Source organism: Pseudomonas mucoides, assembly GCF_015461845.1.
Classification (GTDB): Bacteria; Pseudomonadota; Gammaproteobacteria; order Pseudomonadales; family Pseudomonadaceae; genus Aquipseudomonas; species Aquipseudomonas mucoides.
Map to the genome: position 1 here is coordinate 135,059 of NZ_JACOPW010000008.1, position 16,003 is coordinate 151,061.

15 protein-coding genes are annotated in these 16,003 nt (G+C 58.6%); 8 read left to right on the plus strand and 7 right to left on the minus strand.

All coding sequences use genetic code 11. From position 1 onward, the window contains the following. Positions 1-74: 74 nt before the first annotated feature. Complete coding sequence (locus tag H8F22_RS26730; protein WP_027922154.1) at positions 75-2,525, minus strand: glycogen/starch/alpha-glucan phosphorylase; 2,451 nt, start codon at positions 2,523-2,525, stop codon at positions 75-77. Between the two features lie 260 nt (positions 2,526-2,785). Between H8F22_RS26730 and H8F22_RS26735 the strand changes: the two genes are divergently transcribed. Continuing rightward, a complete protein-coding gene (locus tag H8F22_RS26735; RefSeq protein WP_027922155.1) occupies positions 2,786-3,226 on the plus strand; it encodes a YkgJ family cysteine cluster protein in 441 nt (146 codons plus the stop codon). Positions 3,227-3,436: 210 nt separating this feature from the next. On the opposite strand, the gene typA is transcribed toward H8F22_RS26735, so the two are convergent. Together typA and thiI are read right to left on the minus strand one after the other, a co-directional pair. Further along, positions 3,437-5,257, minus strand: coding sequence for a translational GTPase TypA (typA, locus tag H8F22_RS26740; RefSeq protein WP_027922156.1), 1,821 nt, complete (start codon positions 5,255-5,257; stop codon positions 3,437-3,439). A gap of 139 nt (positions 5,258-5,396) precedes the next feature. Beyond that, positions 5,397-6,851 carry a tRNA uracil 4-sulfurtransferase ThiI gene (gene thiI / locus H8F22_RS26745; RefSeq protein WP_027922157.1) on the minus strand — a complete coding sequence of 485 codons (1,455 nt, stop codon included), beginning with the start codon at positions 6,849-6,851 and terminating at the stop codon, positions 5,397-5,399. A gap of 330 nt (positions 6,852-7,181) precedes the next feature. Here thiI and glnA point away from each other — a divergent pair, with 330 nt between their 5' ends. From glnA to ntrC, 6 genes are all read left to right on the plus strand, one after another. Next, positions 7,182-8,588, plus strand: a complete 1,407-nt coding sequence (gene glnA, locus H8F22_RS26750; RefSeq protein WP_027922158.1) for a glutamate--ammonia ligase — start codon at positions 7,182-7,184, stop codon at positions 8,586-8,588. 180 nt (positions 8,589-8,768) lie between these two features. Further along, positions 8,769-9,185, plus strand: a complete 417-nt coding sequence (locus H8F22_RS26755; protein ID WP_194940889.1) for a cupin domain-containing protein — start codon at positions 8,769-8,771, stop codon at positions 9,183-9,185. A 26-nt stretch (positions 9,186-9,211) separates the two neighbouring features. Next, the gene (locus H8F22_RS26760) at positions 9,212-9,721 is read left to right on the plus strand and encodes a DUF4124 domain-containing protein (protein ID WP_059181788.1); all 510 of its coding nucleotides are present in this window, start codon (positions 9,212-9,214) and stop codon (positions 9,719-9,721) included. Then, a complete protein-coding gene (locus tag H8F22_RS26765; RefSeq protein ID WP_059181789.1) occupies positions 9,718-10,338 on the plus strand; it encodes a DUF4124 domain-containing protein in 621 nt (206 codons plus the stop codon). The genes H8F22_RS26760 and H8F22_RS26765 overlap by 4 nt, the downstream gene beginning before the upstream one ends. Before the next feature lie 230 nt (positions 10,339-10,568). Next, positions 10,569-11,654, plus strand: a complete 1,086-nt coding sequence (gene glnL / locus H8F22_RS26770) for a nitrogen regulation protein NR(II) (protein WP_008024908.1) — start codon at positions 10,569-10,571, stop codon at positions 11,652-11,654. After that, positions 11,651-13,087: a nitrogen regulation protein NR(I) gene (ntrC, locus tag H8F22_RS26775; protein ID WP_027922162.1), complete on the plus strand. Its 1,437-nt coding sequence runs from the start codon at positions 11,651-11,653 to the stop codon at positions 13,085-13,087. Before glnL ends, ntrC begins: the two co-directional genes overlap by 4 nt. 582 nt (positions 13,088-13,669) lie before the next feature. On the opposite strand, the gene H8F22_RS26780 is transcribed toward ntrC, so the two are convergent. After that, entirely contained in the window at positions 13,670-14,110 is a 441-nt protein-coding gene (locus H8F22_RS26780) for a hypothetical protein (RefSeq protein WP_027922163.1), read from the minus strand. Here H8F22_RS26780 and H8F22_RS26785 point away from each other — a divergent pair. After that, positions 14,109-14,564 (plus strand): tRNA (cytidine(34)-2'-O)-methyltransferase, encoded by a 456-nt coding sequence (locus H8F22_RS26785; RefSeq protein WP_027922164.1) that lies wholly within the window; start codon positions 14,109-14,111, stop codon positions 14,562-14,564. The two genes, H8F22_RS26780 and H8F22_RS26785, sit on opposite strands and share 2 nt — an antisense overlap. Positions 14,565-14,675: 111 nt before the next feature. Here the strand turns inward: H8F22_RS26785 and secB are convergent, their stop codons facing one another. The 3 genes from secB to H8F22_RS26800 are packed head-to-tail and all read right to left on the minus strand — an operon-like array spanning position 14,676 to position 15,878. Beyond that, positions 14,676-15,167, minus strand: coding sequence for a protein-export chaperone SecB (gene secB, locus H8F22_RS26790; RefSeq protein WP_027922165.1), 492 nt, complete (start codon positions 15,165-15,167; stop codon positions 14,676-14,678). A gap of 41 nt (positions 15,168-15,208) precedes the next feature. Beyond that, positions 15,209-15,463, minus strand: a complete 255-nt coding sequence (gene grxC, locus H8F22_RS26795; RefSeq protein WP_027922166.1) for a glutaredoxin 3 — start codon at positions 15,461-15,463, stop codon at positions 15,209-15,211. Between the two features lies 1 nt (position 15,464). After that, entirely contained in the window at positions 15,465-15,878 is a 414-nt protein-coding gene (locus H8F22_RS26800; protein WP_027922167.1) for a rhodanese-like domain-containing protein, read from the minus strand. Positions 15,879-16,003 lie beyond the last annotated feature (125 nt).

Genomic DNA, 16,003 nt, shown 5'->3' on the forward strand with positions numbered 1-16,003 from the left:
TCACTGAAACTGGTGCTTAGTATATCGGCCAGGCCCAACAACCGTCGGGCCTTGCACGCAATTATTGCGAAAAGTTACTCCAGTGCCTTCCAGATGTCCGTCGCGTACTCACGAATAGTCCGGTCCGAGGAGAACCAGCCCATCCGCGAGGTGTTCAACACCGCCGAACGCCACCATTCCTTGGAGTCGTGCCAATGGGCTTCAACGCGCATCTGCGCGTCCCAATAAGAGTCGAAGTCGGCACAGACCAGGAAGCGGTCGTAGTCCACCAGCGAATCGATCAACCCGGTATAACGGGACGGATCATCCGGCGAGAACACCCCGCCACGAATCGCTTGCAGCACGTCGCTCAGCCGATGGGACGCTGCGATATCCGGCGTCGCGTTGAACTCATGGTTCTGTTTGCGTGCTTCAACCTGCTGCGCACTGAGGCCGAAGATGAACATGTGCTCGGCGCCGATGCGTTCGCACATTTCGACGTTGGCCCCGTCCAGGGTGCCAATAGTCAATGCACCGTTGAGGCCGAACTTCATGTTGCTGGTGCCAGAGGCTTCGAAGCCTGCGGTGGAAATCTGCTCCGACAAATCCGCCGCCGGAATAATGCTCTCCGCCAGGCTGACGTTGTAGTTGGGCAGGAACACCACTTTGAGCAGACCGCGCACGGTCGGGTCGTTATTCACCACCCGGGCAATGTCGTTGGTCAATTTGATGATCAGCTTGGCCTGGTGATAACTGGCGGCGGCCTTGCCGGCGAAGATCTTCACGCGCGGCACCCAGTCGACTTCCGGTTCGGCCCGAATCGCCTGATACAACGCTACGGTGTGCATCAGGTTGAGCAACTGGCGTTTGTACTCGTGGATCCGTTTGACCTGCACGTCGAACATCGCCGCCGGGTTGACTGCCACGCCCAGCCGCTCGTGAATCAGGTACGCCAGGGCTTTTTTACTGTGCAGACGCTGATCGGCGAAGGCTTTTCGGAACGCGGATTTCTCGGCGAACGGTTCCAGATCGAGCAAGCGCTCTTCGGGGTTGTCGAGCAAATCAGGCCCGAGGGCATCGACCATCATCGACGTCAGTTCAGGGTTGGCCTGGTACAGCCAGCGGCGGAAGGTGATGCCGTTGGTCTTGTTGTTGATCCGGTCGGGGTAGAGTTTGTGCAGTTCGGAGAATACGGTTTTACGCATTAACTGCGTGTGCAGCCCGGAGACACCGTTGACGCTGTGCGAACCAAGGAACGCGAGGTTGCCCATGCGCACACGGCGGCCATTGTCTTCTTCGATCAGCGACACCGCGCGCAACACGTCGAAGTCGTGAATCCCTTTGGCCCGCAGCGAATCGATGTGTTGGGCGTTGATCAGGTAAATGATCTGCATGTGCCGCGGCAACATCCGCTCCATCAAGCCGACCGGCCAGGTTTCCAGCGCTTCCGGCAGCAGCGTGTGGTTGGTGTACGACAGCGTGTCCACGGTGACTTGCCATGCTGCATCCCAGGCGACGTCGTAGACATCGACCAGTTGGCGCATCAATTCGGCCACGGCAATCGAGGGGTGCGTGTCGTTGAGCTGGATCGCCGCGTGGTCGCCCAGGGTCAGGACCGAGGTGTGCATGTTGCGGTGACGGCGCAGCAAATCCTGCAATGAGGCAGCGACGAAGAAATATTCCTGGCGCAGGCGCAGTTCCTGCCCGGCTTCGGTGCTGTCCGCGGGATAAAGCACGCGGGAAATACTTTCGGCCCGGGCGACTTCGGCCACGGCACCCAAGTGGTCACCGGCGTTGAAGCGTTCCAGGTGCAAATCTTCCATCGCGCGCGCGCGCCACAGACGCAAGGTATTGACGCTCGCCCCGCGCCAGCCGACCACCGGCGTGTCGTAAGCAATCGCGCGGACGGTTTCCACCGGGGTCCAGACTTGCTTGGTCTTGCCGTTTTCATCGGTGACGGTTTCGACGCCGCCGCCGAAGCCGATCGGGTAAACGACTTCTGGGCGCTCGAATTCCCACGGGTTGCCGAAGTCCAGCCAGTGTTCGGTCTGTTCCTGCTGCCAGCCGTCGACGATGGCCTGGCGGAACAAACCGTGTTCATAACGAATGCCGTAGCCGTGGCCGGCGATGCCCAGGGTCGACATGCTTTCCATGAAGCAGGCGGCCAGACGACCGAGGCCACCGTTGCCCAGCGCCGCGTCGGGCTCCAGCAGGCGAATGCGTTCGAGGTCGACACCGAGTTCGGTCAGCGCTTCGCGGGCGACGTCGAGCAAGCCCAGGTTGCTCAGGCTGTCGTAGAGCAGCCGGCCGATAAGAAATTCGAGGGAGAGGTAATAAACCCGTTTCTGTCCTTTGCGGTAGATCTGCCGGGTGTGGTCCATCCAGTGCTCGACCATGTGATCCCGCGCCGCCAGGGCGATGGCTTCGAACCAGTCGTGGTCGAAGGCGTGATCCGGGTCTTTACCCACCGCATAGGTGAGTTTGGTCAAGACGGCGTCGCGGAATGCGGCCACCTCTGCTTCGCGAACAAGTGGTTCTTGAGTCATCGATAGGACCTCGAGCGAGCGTGGAGTTGTTGAGCCTAGACGGTCTGACAGACGGTGAGGGCTCTGGTTCGGCAGTTTTTCCTGATAGTGCGAGATAGGTCGGCATTACCTTGTCGTGTGCCTGAATCAATGCAGGGGCCGTGCCGGATTAACGGTGCTTTTTGGGTGATACAGAAAAAATCTGGCGAAAGGTTGTTCAAAAATCCACCAGTCCCGGTATGATCGCGCGCCCTGATGCACGTAGCTGGTAACAACCGATGATGAAGCCCAACCTGATCGCCGCCGCTGAGATCGATCGCCTCGATACCTGGGCCAAGTACTCTGCGCCGATGTGCGGTTCCTGCGTGTCCAGCTGCTGCACGCTGCCGGTCGAGGTCAAGATCAAGGATCTGATCCGTATCGGCATCGTCGACGAGTTCGAACGCGGCGAGCCGGCGAAGAACATCGCCAAGCGCCTGCAGAAGGAAGGAATCGTCGAACGCTACAGCCAGAAGACCGAGATCTTCACCCTCCAGCGCATGAGCAACAACGATTGCCTGTACCTGGATCGTAAGAGCCGTCTGTGCACTATTTATGAAAAGCGCCCGGATACCTGCCGCAATCACCCGAAAATCGGGCCACGGCCGGGGTATTGCGCTTACAAGCCAAAGGAAGTGGCGCGCGAGACCAGCAGTAGCCGTCGTACCCTCGAAAAATTCTGATCCTCAGCCTGTGAACTGTGGCGAGGGAGCTTGCTCCCGCCTGAGTGCATAGCACTCAGAAAATCAGCTAGCTGCAAAAATCTGGGGCCGCTACGCAGCCCAGCGCGAGCAAGCTCGCTCGCCACAGTTACCGCACAAACCCCAGACAAACAAAAACGCCCCCGACCTTGCGGTCGGGGGCGTTTTTTTAAGCGTTAACTAAGTCGAAACTCAGTTGCCGCTTTTCTTGGCAGCGCGGGTACGCTCGCTTTCGCCCAGGATCTTCTTACGAAGACGGATGGACTTAGGAGTGACTTCGCACAATTCGTCTTCTTGAACGAATTCCAGAGCCTGCTCCAGAGTGAAGCGGATAGGCGGAACCAGAGCGATGGTTTCGTCTTTACCCGAAGCACGCATGTTGTCGAGCTTCTTGCCTTTGGTTGGGTTGACGCCCAGGTCGTTGTCGCGGCTGTTGATGCCGACGATTTGACCTTCGTACACGTCTTCACCGTGACCCAGGAACAGTTTGCCGCGAGCTTGCAGGGTTTCCAGCGAGTAAGTCAGTGCCTTACCGGTAGCAACCGACACCAGCACGCCGTTCTGACGGCCGGACATGTCGCCGGACTTCATCACGTCGTAACGGTCGAAGATCGAGGTCAGGATGCCTGCACCGGAGGTCAGGGTCAGGAACTCGTTACGGAAACCGATCAGGCCACGGGCCGGGATGTTGTACTCAAGGCGCACACGGCCCTTGCCATCCGGAACCATGTTGGTCAGGTCGCCCTTACGGATACCGATCTGTTCCATGATCGAACCTTGCGATTCTTCCGGCAGGTCGATGGTCACGTTTTCGTACGGTTCGTGCTTGACGCCATCAACCATGCGGATGATCACTTCCGGACGACCAACACCCATTTCGAAGCCTTCGCGACGCATGGTTTCGATCAGTACCGAGAGGTGCAGCTCACCACGGCCGGAGACTTTGAACTTGTCGGCGGTGTCGCCTTCTTCAACGCGCAGGGCAACGTTGTAGAGCAGTTCTTTGTCCAGACGTTCCTTGATGTTACGGGAAGTCACGAACTTGCCTTCTTTACCGCAGAAAGGCGAGTCGTTTACCTGGAAGGTCATGGAAACGGTTGGTTCGTCAACGGTCAGCGGCTTCATCGCTTCGACGTTCAGTGGGTCGCACAGAGTGTCGGAGATGAACAGCTGGTCGAAGCCGCTGATGCAGACGATGTCGCCGGCAGCTGCTTCGTCAACGTCGATACGGTGCAGACCGTGGTGACCCATCAGCTTCAGGATACGACCGTTACGCTTCTTGCCGTCGGCGTCGATAGCGACAACCGGAGTGTTCGGCTTGATGCGGCCACGAGCGATACGGCCAACGCCGATAACACCCAGGAAGCTGTTGTAGTCCAGAGCGGAGATTTGCATCTGGAATGGACCATCGCGGTCGACTTTCGGCGCAGGTACGTTGTCGACGATCGACTGGTACAGCGGGGTCATGTCTTCAGCCATGTCGGTGTGTTCCAGACCGGCAATGCCGTTCAGGGCCGAGGCGTAGACGACTTTGAAGTCCAGCTGTTCTTCGGTAGCACCGAGGTTGTCGAACAGGTCGAAGATCTGGTCCAGAACCCAGTCCGGACGCGCGCCTGGACGGTCAACCTTGTTGATGACCACGATTGGACGCAGGCCGGCTTCGAAAGCCTTCTTGGTCACGAAACGGGTTTGCGGCATAGGGCCGTCTTGAGCGTCAACCAGCAGCAGAACGGAGTCAACCATCGACATTACGCGTTCAACTTCGCCGCCGAAGTCGGCGTGGCCCGGGGTGTCCACGATGTTGATGTGGTAGCCGTTCCAGTTGATGGCGGTGTTTTTCGCCAGAATGGTAATACCGCGCTCTTTCTCCTGGTCGTTGGAGTCCATCACGCGCTCGTCGTTGAGCTCGTTGCGCTCCAGGGTGCCGGATTGACGCAAGAGTTTGTCTACCAGGGTGGTTTTACCATGGTCAACGTGAGCAATGATGGCGATGTTGCGTAGATTTTCGATCACTTGTGTATCTCGATCAGAGGATTCGGTGTGCTGACAAGTCTTGGCAGCGATTAACAGTAGAGTCAGGCCTTGCCGTTACAGCTTGACGGCAGAGTCGGGGGGCCGGTGACGCAGGCCACAGGCATACAGCCCCGGGCTCTTAGCTCGGTCGATAAACGCGCACATTGGCATGCCCCTCACTGAGCAAATGGTGGGCATGCAGGCGACTCATCACGCCTTTGTCGCAATACAGCAGGTACTGGCGAGTAGGGTCCAGTTCCTTGAAACGAGCGTTCAATGCATAGAAAGGCATCGCTTGTACCTCGATACCAGCCAGGGCCAGCGGATCATCTTCAGCGGCATCCGGGTGACGGATGTCGATGATGATTTGCCCCGCCAGCGCTTCGCTGACTTCTTCAATCTGCAAGTCCTGGCCCAATTCGTCGATTACGCGATCGATCGGGACCAGTTTGGCGTTCTCGAGCGCACGCTCAAGGACCGCCATGTCGAATTCTTTCTCTTCATGCTCCACGCGCGGACGCTTGGCGTGGGTCTTTGGGTTCACCGAGATGACCCCGCAGTATTCCGGCATGTGCTTGGCGAAGTCGGCAGTCCCGATTTCGTTGGCCAGGTCGATGATGTCCTGCTTGTGACTGGCGATCAGCGGACGCAAGACCAGCTTGTCGGTCACGCAGTCGATCACGGACAGGTTCGGCAACGTCTGGCTCGACACCTGGGAAATCGCTTCACCGGTGACCAGCGCTTCAATGTCCAGCCGATCAGCAATACGGGAAGCAGCGCGCAACATCATACGCTTCAAAACTACACCCATATGACTGTTATCGACTTTCCCGAGAATTTCTCCCAGAACTTCCTCGAACGGCACACTGACAAATAACACGCGTTGGGAGCTTCCGTACTTCTTCCAGATGAAGTGCGCGACTTCCATGACGCCCAGTTCATGGGCCCTTCCGCCCAGATTGAAGAAGCAGAAATGGCTCATCAGGCCACGACGCATGATCTGGTACGCCGCCACGGTGGAGTCGAAGCCACCGGACATCAGCACAAGCGTCTGCTCCAGTGCACCCAGCGGATAACCGCCGATGCTGTTGTGCTGGCTGTGGATCACAAACAACCGTTTGTCGCGAATTTCGATGCGAACTTCGATTTCCGGCTCTTTCAGCGAGATTCCGGCGGCGCCGCACTGACGACGCAGTTGGCTGCCGACGTATTTTTCGACGTCCATCGAGCTGAATTCGTGCTTGCCGGCACGCTTGCAGCGCACCGAGAAGATCTTGCCGGCCAGGGACTCACCGAAGTGCTGCTTGCACTTGGCGACGATGTCGTCGAAATCGCCCAACGGGTATTCATCGACCTGCAGGAAATGCGCGATGCCCGGCATGCAGCTCAGGCGCTCGGTCATCTCCTTCAGGGCTTTGGGCTCGCTGACGCGGGTTTCCAGCTCGAGATTGTCCCACACACCGTTCACCACCACGGCCGGGTCCAGGTCGCGGAGCACGGTGCGGATGTTTTTAGCCAATTGGCGGATGAAACGCATCCGTACCGGGCGGCTCTTGATGGTGATCTCGGGGAAGACTTTTACGATTAGTTTCATGAAAACAGCGCGCGCTGGGCCAGCCGAAAAAGGGGGGCGCGGATTATAGCGGAAATTGCTCAAGGTTTAACCAGTTAATGTGCAGAAGGTTTTGCGCGCACCAAAACAGGTCATTTATGGATTTTAACGCTACATTGTAGGGCGAGATTTTTCACCTGAAGACGCTTTGTGCCTTTATAAGCGTGAAATTGGGGCAAAAAACCCATGGTGGGGCACTGGCATGCAATTTGCTCCCTTGTGAGGCAGGTTGCCTTGGCAGAGTATTCGCGCCGGCATCACCCACATTCCAAGGGCATCCACTACTAAGCCCGAAGCCACCCGGAGGACACTATGTCGAAGTCGGTTCAACTCATCAAAGATCATGACGTCAAGTGGATTGATCTGCGCTTCACGGACACCAAAGGCACTCAGCACCACGTGACCATGCCGGCTCGCGACGCGCTGGATGACGCTTTCTTCGAAGAAGGCAAAATGTTCGACGGCTCCTCCATTGCTGGCTGGAAAGGCATCGAAGCCTCCGACATGATCCTGATGCCGGACGACAGCACTGCCGTACTTGACCCGTTCACCGAAGAGCCGACCCTGATCCTGGTTTGCGACGTGATCGAGCCTTCGACCATGCAAGGCTACGACCGCGACCCACGTGCGATCGCCAAGCGTGCCGAGGAATACCTGAAGTCGACCGGTATCGGTGACACCGTATTTGTGGGTCCAGAGCCTGAGTTCTTCATCTTCGACGAAGTGAAGTTCAAGTCCGACATCTCTGGCTCGATGTTCAAAATCTTCTCCGAACAAGGTTCGTGGATGTCCGACCAGGACGTGGAAGGCGGCAACCGTGGCCACCGTCCAGGCGTCAAAGGCGGCTACTTCCCTGTTCCGCCATTCGACCACGACCACGAAATCCGTACCTCCATGTGCAACGCCATGGAAGAAATGGGCCTGGTCATCGAAGTTCACCACCACGAAGTGGCGACTGCTGGCCAGAACGAAATCGGCGTGAAGTTCAACACCCTGGTTGCCAAGGCTGACGAAGTTCAAACCCTGAAGTACTGCGTACACAACGTTGCTGATGCATACGGCCGCACCGCGACCTTCATGCCTAAGCCTCTGTACGGCGACAACGGTTCGGGTATGCACGTCCACCTGTCCATCGCCAAAGATGGCAAGAACACCTTCGCTGGCGAAGGCTATGCCGGCCTGTCCGACACCGCCCTGTACTTCATCGGCGGTATCATCAAGCACGGTAAGGCACTGAACGGCTTTACCAACCCGTCGACCAACTCCTACAAGCGTCTGGTCCCAGGTTTCGAAGCACCGGTAATGCTGGCCTACTCGGCTCGCAACCGTTCCGCTTCGATCCGTATTCCTTACGTGTCCAGCCCTCGCGCTCGCCGTATCGAAGCCCGCTTCCCGGATCCAGCAGCCAACCCGTACCTGGGCTTCGCTGCACTGTTGATGGCTGGCCTGGACGGCATCCAGAACAAGATCCACCCTGGCGATGCTGCTGACAAAAACCTGTACGACCTGCCGCCTGAAGAGGCGAAAGAGATCCCACAAGTTTGCGGCAGCCTGAAAGAAGCCCTGGAAGAGCTGGACAAAGGTCGTGCGTTCCTGACCAAAGGCGGCGTGTTCTCCGATGACTTCATCGACGCTTACATCGCTCTGAAAAGCGAAGAAGAAATCAAGGTCCGCACCTTCGTACACCCACTGGAATATGAGCTGTACTACAGCTGCTGATCCGGTAGCGCTGCGACACGCAGCGTGACAAAAAGAGGCCTCCTTCGGGAGGCCTTTTTTGTTGGGGCAATTTCCCACAATGAAATTCGCCATCTCCTCGGGCGCACGCAGCATCGTCCGGCATCAACCACTTTTAATGACTCGTAGCCTGTCCTCTGCCCGAACTCAAAGGATGGATCGATGAAAACCCTTACGCTAAAGACATCACTGGTCGCTCTCTGCGCCCTCGCCCTTCAAAGCTGCACCACAACCACCATGGAAATCGAACGAGAAGTCCTGCTCAAAAGCAGCCGATCGTGGGATGACACACCTTACGTTCGCTACCCGGATGCGACACCCGAGCTGACAGTGCTCAGACTCAAGATACCCGCCAACACCCAACTGCCTTGGCACACCCACGCCATGCCCAATACGGGCTATGTCCTCTCCGGCGAGCTGATGATCGAGAACAAGGACAACGGCCAGACCAGACGCGTCAAACAAGGTGAAGCCGTGGCGGAAATGGTCGATATCGCCCATCGCGGGGTCACCGGTGATGAACCGGTAGAGCTGATTGTGTTCTATGCTGGCAGCGAAGGTATTCCACTGTCGGAGTAAATCCTTGCTGCTCACAGGGAGTCTGAATGCAGCCACTTTTAATGCTTTTGCTGCTGTCCTTCGTTTTTCCCGTGATGGCCCAAATCTACAAATACACCGACGCCGACGGCAACACTGCCTACAGCAATCAACCGCCCGATGGCGTCACGGCCCAACCGGTAGAACTGCCGCCGCTCAATAATATTGAGCACCCGCCGCTTCCCGCACCGCCTACCGATACCGTTAACCATCAGCAGCCACACAGCACCTATGAGGTACTGCAACTGACCGGCCTGCCCACCGAAGAGGCCCTGCGTGCCAACAATGGCACTTTCACCGTCAGCGTCCTGATCAAACCGCGCCTGAAAGCGCCGCACCTGCTGAGATTGCTGCTGGATGGACAACCGTATGGACAATCAAGCAATGTGCCGATCCTGCAACTGGTGAACATCGACCGCGGCGAGCACAGCCTGGCGGTACAAGTGGTTGATGGCGAGGATGCCCTTCAGCAAAGTCCGACCGTGACATTCACCGTGCAACGGGTGCACAAGCCGTGAGGCTGTGGCTGCTGATCGCCAGCTTGATCGCCTTCCCTGCGACAGCAGAGGTATTCACTTATCTCGACGCACAAGGCAATCGCGCATTCACCGACCAGCCGCAGCACGGCAACGCCAAACGCATACCGCTGCCGACCAGCAATCGCATGGCTGCCCAGCCCACGGCTGCGAAGCCGCTGATTGCCGCGAATCCGCCCGAAGAACAACCGCTGTTTCACTACGACTTGTTGCGCATACTGGTGCCAGAACCAGACGCGACAATCCGCAGCAATGCCGGCGAAATTATCGTCAGCGTCACCAACGAACCCCGCCTGCAACCGGGTCATCGCTACCGCCTGCTACTCGACGGCCAACCCACCGCCGAACCTGGCCTGAGCCCTGTATTTCCCCTGACCAATATCGATCGCGGCAGCCACAACCTGTCAGTGGAAATCCTCGACGAACAAGGCCGCACCATCGAACGCACCGCCAACCAGCCCTTCCACATGCTGCGCACCTCACTCGCGCAACAACGCCGGGTCAAACCCTGCACCCTCGCCGACTACGGCCAACGACCGGAATGCCCCCTCGAAGACAAACCGGAAGAAGAAAAAAATCCGTTCCTGCGTTTGTTCTAACGCCGTTCAGGTTTGCGCACTATATTGGTGCAATAGGGTGCACCGTACCCACATCGCAACCCATTTTGGTTCGAAAGTACCCGGGAAAGCTGGCAGAACGCCACGCAAACGAGCGTCAAACGCCCGTTTCAGGCCTTAATTGCTTCTTTTCGGAGCCTTGGTTTGGTTTTTGCATTTTCCCCGCATCAGCGCTTGTTTCTCGCGCATGCTCCGCTCCAAAAGAGGTCCTGATGACCATTAGCGACGCACTACACCGCTTGCTACTCGACAACCTGACCACCGCCACCATCCTGCTCGACGCCGAATTGCGCCTCGAGTACATGAACCCGGCGGCGGAAATGCTGCTGGCCATCAGCGGCCAGCGCAGCCATGGGCAGTTCATCAGTGAGTTGTTCACCGAATCCACCGAGGCGCTGAATTCCCTGCGCCAGGCGGTCGAGCAGGCGCACCCGTTCACCAAACGCGAAGCGATGCTCACGGCCCTCACCGGCCAGACCCTGACTGTCGATTACGCGGTCACGCCGATCCTGGCCAACGGCGCCACCATGCTGTTGCTGGAAGTCCATCCCCGTGACCGCCTGCTGCGGATCACCAAGGAAGAGGCGCAGTTGTCGAAGCAGGAAACCAGCAAGATGCTGGTCCGCGGGCTCGCCCACGAGATCAAGAATCCGCTGGGCGGGATTCGCGGCGCGGCGCAACTGCTCGCCCGCGAACTGCCGGAAGAAAGCCTGCGCGATTACACCAACGTCATCATTGAAGAAGCCGATCGCCTGCGAAACCTCGTCGACCGCATGCTCGGCTCCAACAAATTGCCGTCGCTGGCCATGTGCAACGTCCACGAAGTGCTGGAGCGCGTCTGCCATCTGGTGGAAGCGGAAAGCCAGGGCTGCATCACCTTGGTGCGCGATTACGACCCGAGCATTCCAGACGTGCTGATCGACCGCGAACAAATGATTCAGGCGGTGCTGAACATCGTGCGCAACGCGATGCAGGCCATCAGCAGCCAGAACGAATTGCGCCTGGGCCGCATCAGCCTGCGCACCCGCGCCATGCGCCAGTTCACCATCGGCCACGTGCGCCATCGCCTGGTGACCAAGATCGAAATCATCGACAACGGTCCGGGCATTCCTGCGGAACTTCAGGAAACCATCTTCTTTCCCATGGTCAGCGGTCGCCCGGACGGTACCGGGCTGGGCCTGGCCATTACCCAGAACATCATCAGCCAGCACCAGGGCTTGATCGAATGTGACAGCCACCCAGGCCACACCACTTTCTCGATCTTTCTGCCACTGGAACAAGGAGCCACATCGACATGAGCCGTAGTGAAACCGTGTGGATCGTCGATGACGACCGTTCTATCCGTTGGGTCCTGGAAAAAGCCTTGCAGCAGGAAGGCATGACCACGCAAAGCTTCGACAGCGCCGATGGCGTGATGAGCCGCCTGGCGCGCCAGCAACCGGACGTGATCATCTCCGACATCCGCATGCCGGGCGCCAGCGGCCTGGACCTCCTGGCACGGATTCGCGAACAGCACCCACGGTTGCCGGTCATCATCATGACCGCTCACTCCGATCTGGACAGCGCTGTCGCGTCCTATCAGGGCGGCGCGTTTGAGTACCTTCCCAAGCCGTTCGATGTCGACGAAGCCGTCTCCCTGGTCAAGCGCGCCAATCAGCACGCTCAGGAACAGCAAGGCCTGGAAGTCCCGGTCGCCCTGACCCGTACTCCGGAAATCATCGGCGAAGCACCGGCGATGCAGGAAGTGTTTCGCGCCATCGGGCGCTTGAGCCACTCCAACATCACGGTGCTGATCAACGGCGAATCCGGGACCGGTAAAGAACTGGTGGCTCACGCCCTGCACCGCCACAGCCCACGGGCGGCCTCGCCGTTCATCGCGCTGAACATGGCGGCAATTCCGAAAGATTTGATGGAATCCGAGCTGTTCGGCCACGAAAAAGGCGCGTTCACCGGCGCGGCCAACCTGCGTCGCGGTCGCTTTGAGCAAGCGGATGGCGGCACGCTGTTCCTTGATGAAATCGGCGACATGCCGGCCGACACCCAGACCCGTTTGCTGCGGGTACTGGCCGACGGCGAGTTCTACCGCGTTGGCGGTCATGTGCCGGTGAAGGTCGATGTGCGAATCATCGCCGCCACTCACCAGAACCTGGAAACCCTGGTGCACGCCGGGAAGTTCCGTGAGGACTTGTTCCACCGCCTCAATGTGATCCGCATCCACATTCCGCGCCTGTCGGACCGTCGCGAAGACATCCCGACACTCGCCAAGCACTTCCTCAGCCGCGCCGCGCAAGAACTGGCGGTCGAGCCGAAGCTGCTGAAAAGCGAAACCGAGGAATACCTGAAGAACTTGCCGTGGGGCGGCAACGTCCGTCAGCTGGAGAACACGTGCCGCTGGATCACGGTGATGGCATCGGGTCGCGAAGTACACATCAGCGACCTGCCGCCTGAACTGCTGAGCCTGCCACAGGATTCGGCGCCGGTGACCAACTGGGAACAAGCACTGCGCCAGTGGGCCGATCAGGCGTTGGCGCGTGGTCAGTCGAGCCTGCTGGACACCGCCGTGCCGGCTTTCGAACGGATCATGATCGAGACCGCCCTCAAACACACCGCCGGCCGCCGCCGCGATGCTGCGGTCTTGTTGGGTTGGGGGCGTAATACCCTGACGCGCAAGATCAAGGAACTGGGGATGAAGGTGGATGGTGGGGATGATGATGAGGGGGATGAGGGCTAAACCCTTCACCTGATCGTTCCCACGCTCCCGCGTGGGAACGCCTCAATGGACGCTCTGCGTCCACTTCAACTGGGGACGCGGAGCATCCCGGGCTGCATTCCCACGCAGAGCGTGGGAACGATCAACTGCCAAATCCAATCGCGAGCAGGCTGACTCCTACATTTAGAGCTCTGTGCACCGACTGAATGCACCGTGAACCGCAATCGCGCACAAACGCTGATCCATCACCCCATCGCTTTTCGCAATCGAACCCCTGTCGAAAAAACACGAAAGCCCCTGAATACGGGGCTTTCGACGTTTCAGCACGGCTTTCTGTTTCAACTTGTTAAAAACTGGCACGCCCCCTGCAATAGTCCATTCAGTGATTCAGTTCACTACCCGGTTTCGGGGACCTTGGTACAGGCAGGCCGGGGATTCCCCTCTTTACATCGGGCTCACACCGCACAAGCGACGAGCCCACCCGTTTTGGGGCCCTTGATACAGGCAGGTCAGGGGTTCCTTCTTTACACCGGGCTCACGACGCAATGCGCGAGCCCCGCCGTTTTGGGAACCTTGGTACAGGCAGGCCGGGGATTCCCTCTTTTATTGCTCCCGGAGATGGATCTCCAGTCGCCAGCGGTCATTGACCTCGCTTCCGGCCCACTCGCCTTGCAGTGGCCGGGCCGCCACCACTGACAGCAACAACCCCCCATCACTCAAACGAACTCGCCAGTTGACGTTTTTATCGTCGAGTCTGAGCTGACCTTTCTGCGCCTTGCCTTCAGCCTCGAACAGCAGCGCGAGGCTACCGTCGACAAACTCGCCGTGGCTTTTGGGTTCGTTGTTGAACCACACCACCAGGCCGTCGCTGGTGACCTCCACTTGCTGCAAGACCGTCGGGTCTGGCGCGGTCAGGCGACCAATCATCAGCCCCACCATCATCCCGACAATCGCCAACGAACCGAGCACACGCGGGAATAGTTTCGAACGTGGGTCCTTTGGCGGCGTAGAATGCCCGTCATCTTTATCTTCGGAGCCGTGCATGTTTCACGTCATCCTTTTTCAACCAGAAATTCCGCCGAATACCGGCAACGTTATCAGGCTGTGCGCCAACAGTGGCTGCCACCTGCATTTGATCGAGCCGCTGGGCTTCGAGATGGATGACAAGCGCCTGCGCCGGGCCGGCCTCGACTACCACGAGTACGCCACCCTGCAGCGCCACGCCGACCTCGCCAGCTGCCTGGAAAGCCTTGGCCACCCCCGGTTGTTCGCCTTCACCACCAAGGGTTCGCGACCGTTCCACGATGCCAGCTTCGCCGAGGGCGATGCCTTCCTGTTCGGTCCGGAAAGCCGAGGCCTGCCGGCTGACGTGCTCGACGCCCTGCCCGGCGACCAGCGCCTGCGTTTGCCGATGCGTGAAGGCTGTCGCAGCCTGAACCTGTCGAACACCGTGGCCGTCGCCGTTTATGAAGGCTGGCGTCAACTCGGGTTCAAGTAATAATCCGACCATCATTTTTGCCTGACAGAAACAATCGCGGGCAAGCCCGCTCCCACAGGTTTTGCACAATCCTGTGGGAGCGGGCTCGCCCGCAATTTTCAGCAGCGCAGCTTATTGAACGGTCGGAGTCTCGCCGGCCGCCTGCATGCGTTGCAGTTCTTGTGCGTACAGCGCGTCGAAGTTCACCGGTGCCAGCATCAGGGCCGGGAACGAACCACGGGTGACCAGGCTGTCCAGGGTTTCGCGAGCGTACGGGAACAGGATGTTCGGGCAGAACGCGCCAAGGGTGTGGCTCATCGAAGCGTCGTCCAGGTTCTTGATCAGGAAGATCCCGGCCTGTTGCACTTCAGCGATGAACGCCACTTCGCCGTTTTCACCGTTTTTCACGGTCACGGACAAGGTCAGCACGACTTCGTGGAAATCGCCTTCCAGAGCCTTTTGACGGGTGTTCAGATCCAGACCGACGCTCGGCTCCCACTGCTGGCGGAAAATCGCCGGGCTTTTCGGGGCTTCAAAGGACAAGTCACGTACGTAGATGCGCTGCAAGGAGAATTGCGGTGCGGTTTCTTCTTCGCTAGCTGCAGTGTTCTGTTGGTCAGTCATCTCAGATCCTTTCTGATCTTGGGGTCTTATAGGGAAGGTATTCAGGCCTTGAGCATGGCGTCGAGCTTACCGGCGCGCTCAAGGGCAAACAAATCATCACAACCACCCACGTGGGTGCTGCCGATCCAGATCTGCGGCACGGACGTACGTCCGGCTTTCTGAGCCATGGCGGCGCGCACCTGCGGCTTGCCATCGACCTTGATCTCTTCGAAGGCCACGCCTTTGTTCTCGAGCAGACACTTGGCTCGCGAGCAGTAGGGGCAGTAATCGCTGGAATAGACGACGACGTTGCTCATATCACTTCACCAACGGCAGGTTGTCGCCCTTCCAGCTGGAAATACCACCGGAGAGCTTGGCGGCGGTGAAGCCGGATTTCATCAGTTCGCGGGCATGGGTACCGGCGGTCTGGCCCAGGGCGTCGACCAGAATGATGGTCTTGGCCTTGTGCTTTTCCAGTTCGCCGATGCGCGCGGTCAGTTTGTCGTGAGGAATGTTCAACGCGCCAACGATGTGACCGGCGGCGAAGTCCTTGTTCGAACGGATGTCGATCACGACGCCTGCGTCCTTGTTGACCAGCCCGGTCAATTCACCGGTACTCAGGCTACGGCCGCCGCCTTGCATTTGATAGGCAATCAGCGCCGCCAGCAGTACGACGAAGATACCGACAAGAATGTAGTGGTTAGTGGCAAATTCAATCAGGTGAGCAACCATCGAAGGAGGTTCCAGGGCGTTAAAATGTCGGCCAGTATACACAGCCACTATGGTGGGCCAAACCCCGTCCGGCGGTGACGTGGCCGGAACTTGGCTGTAGGGCGTGTTGACCCTCAATTGCGAGT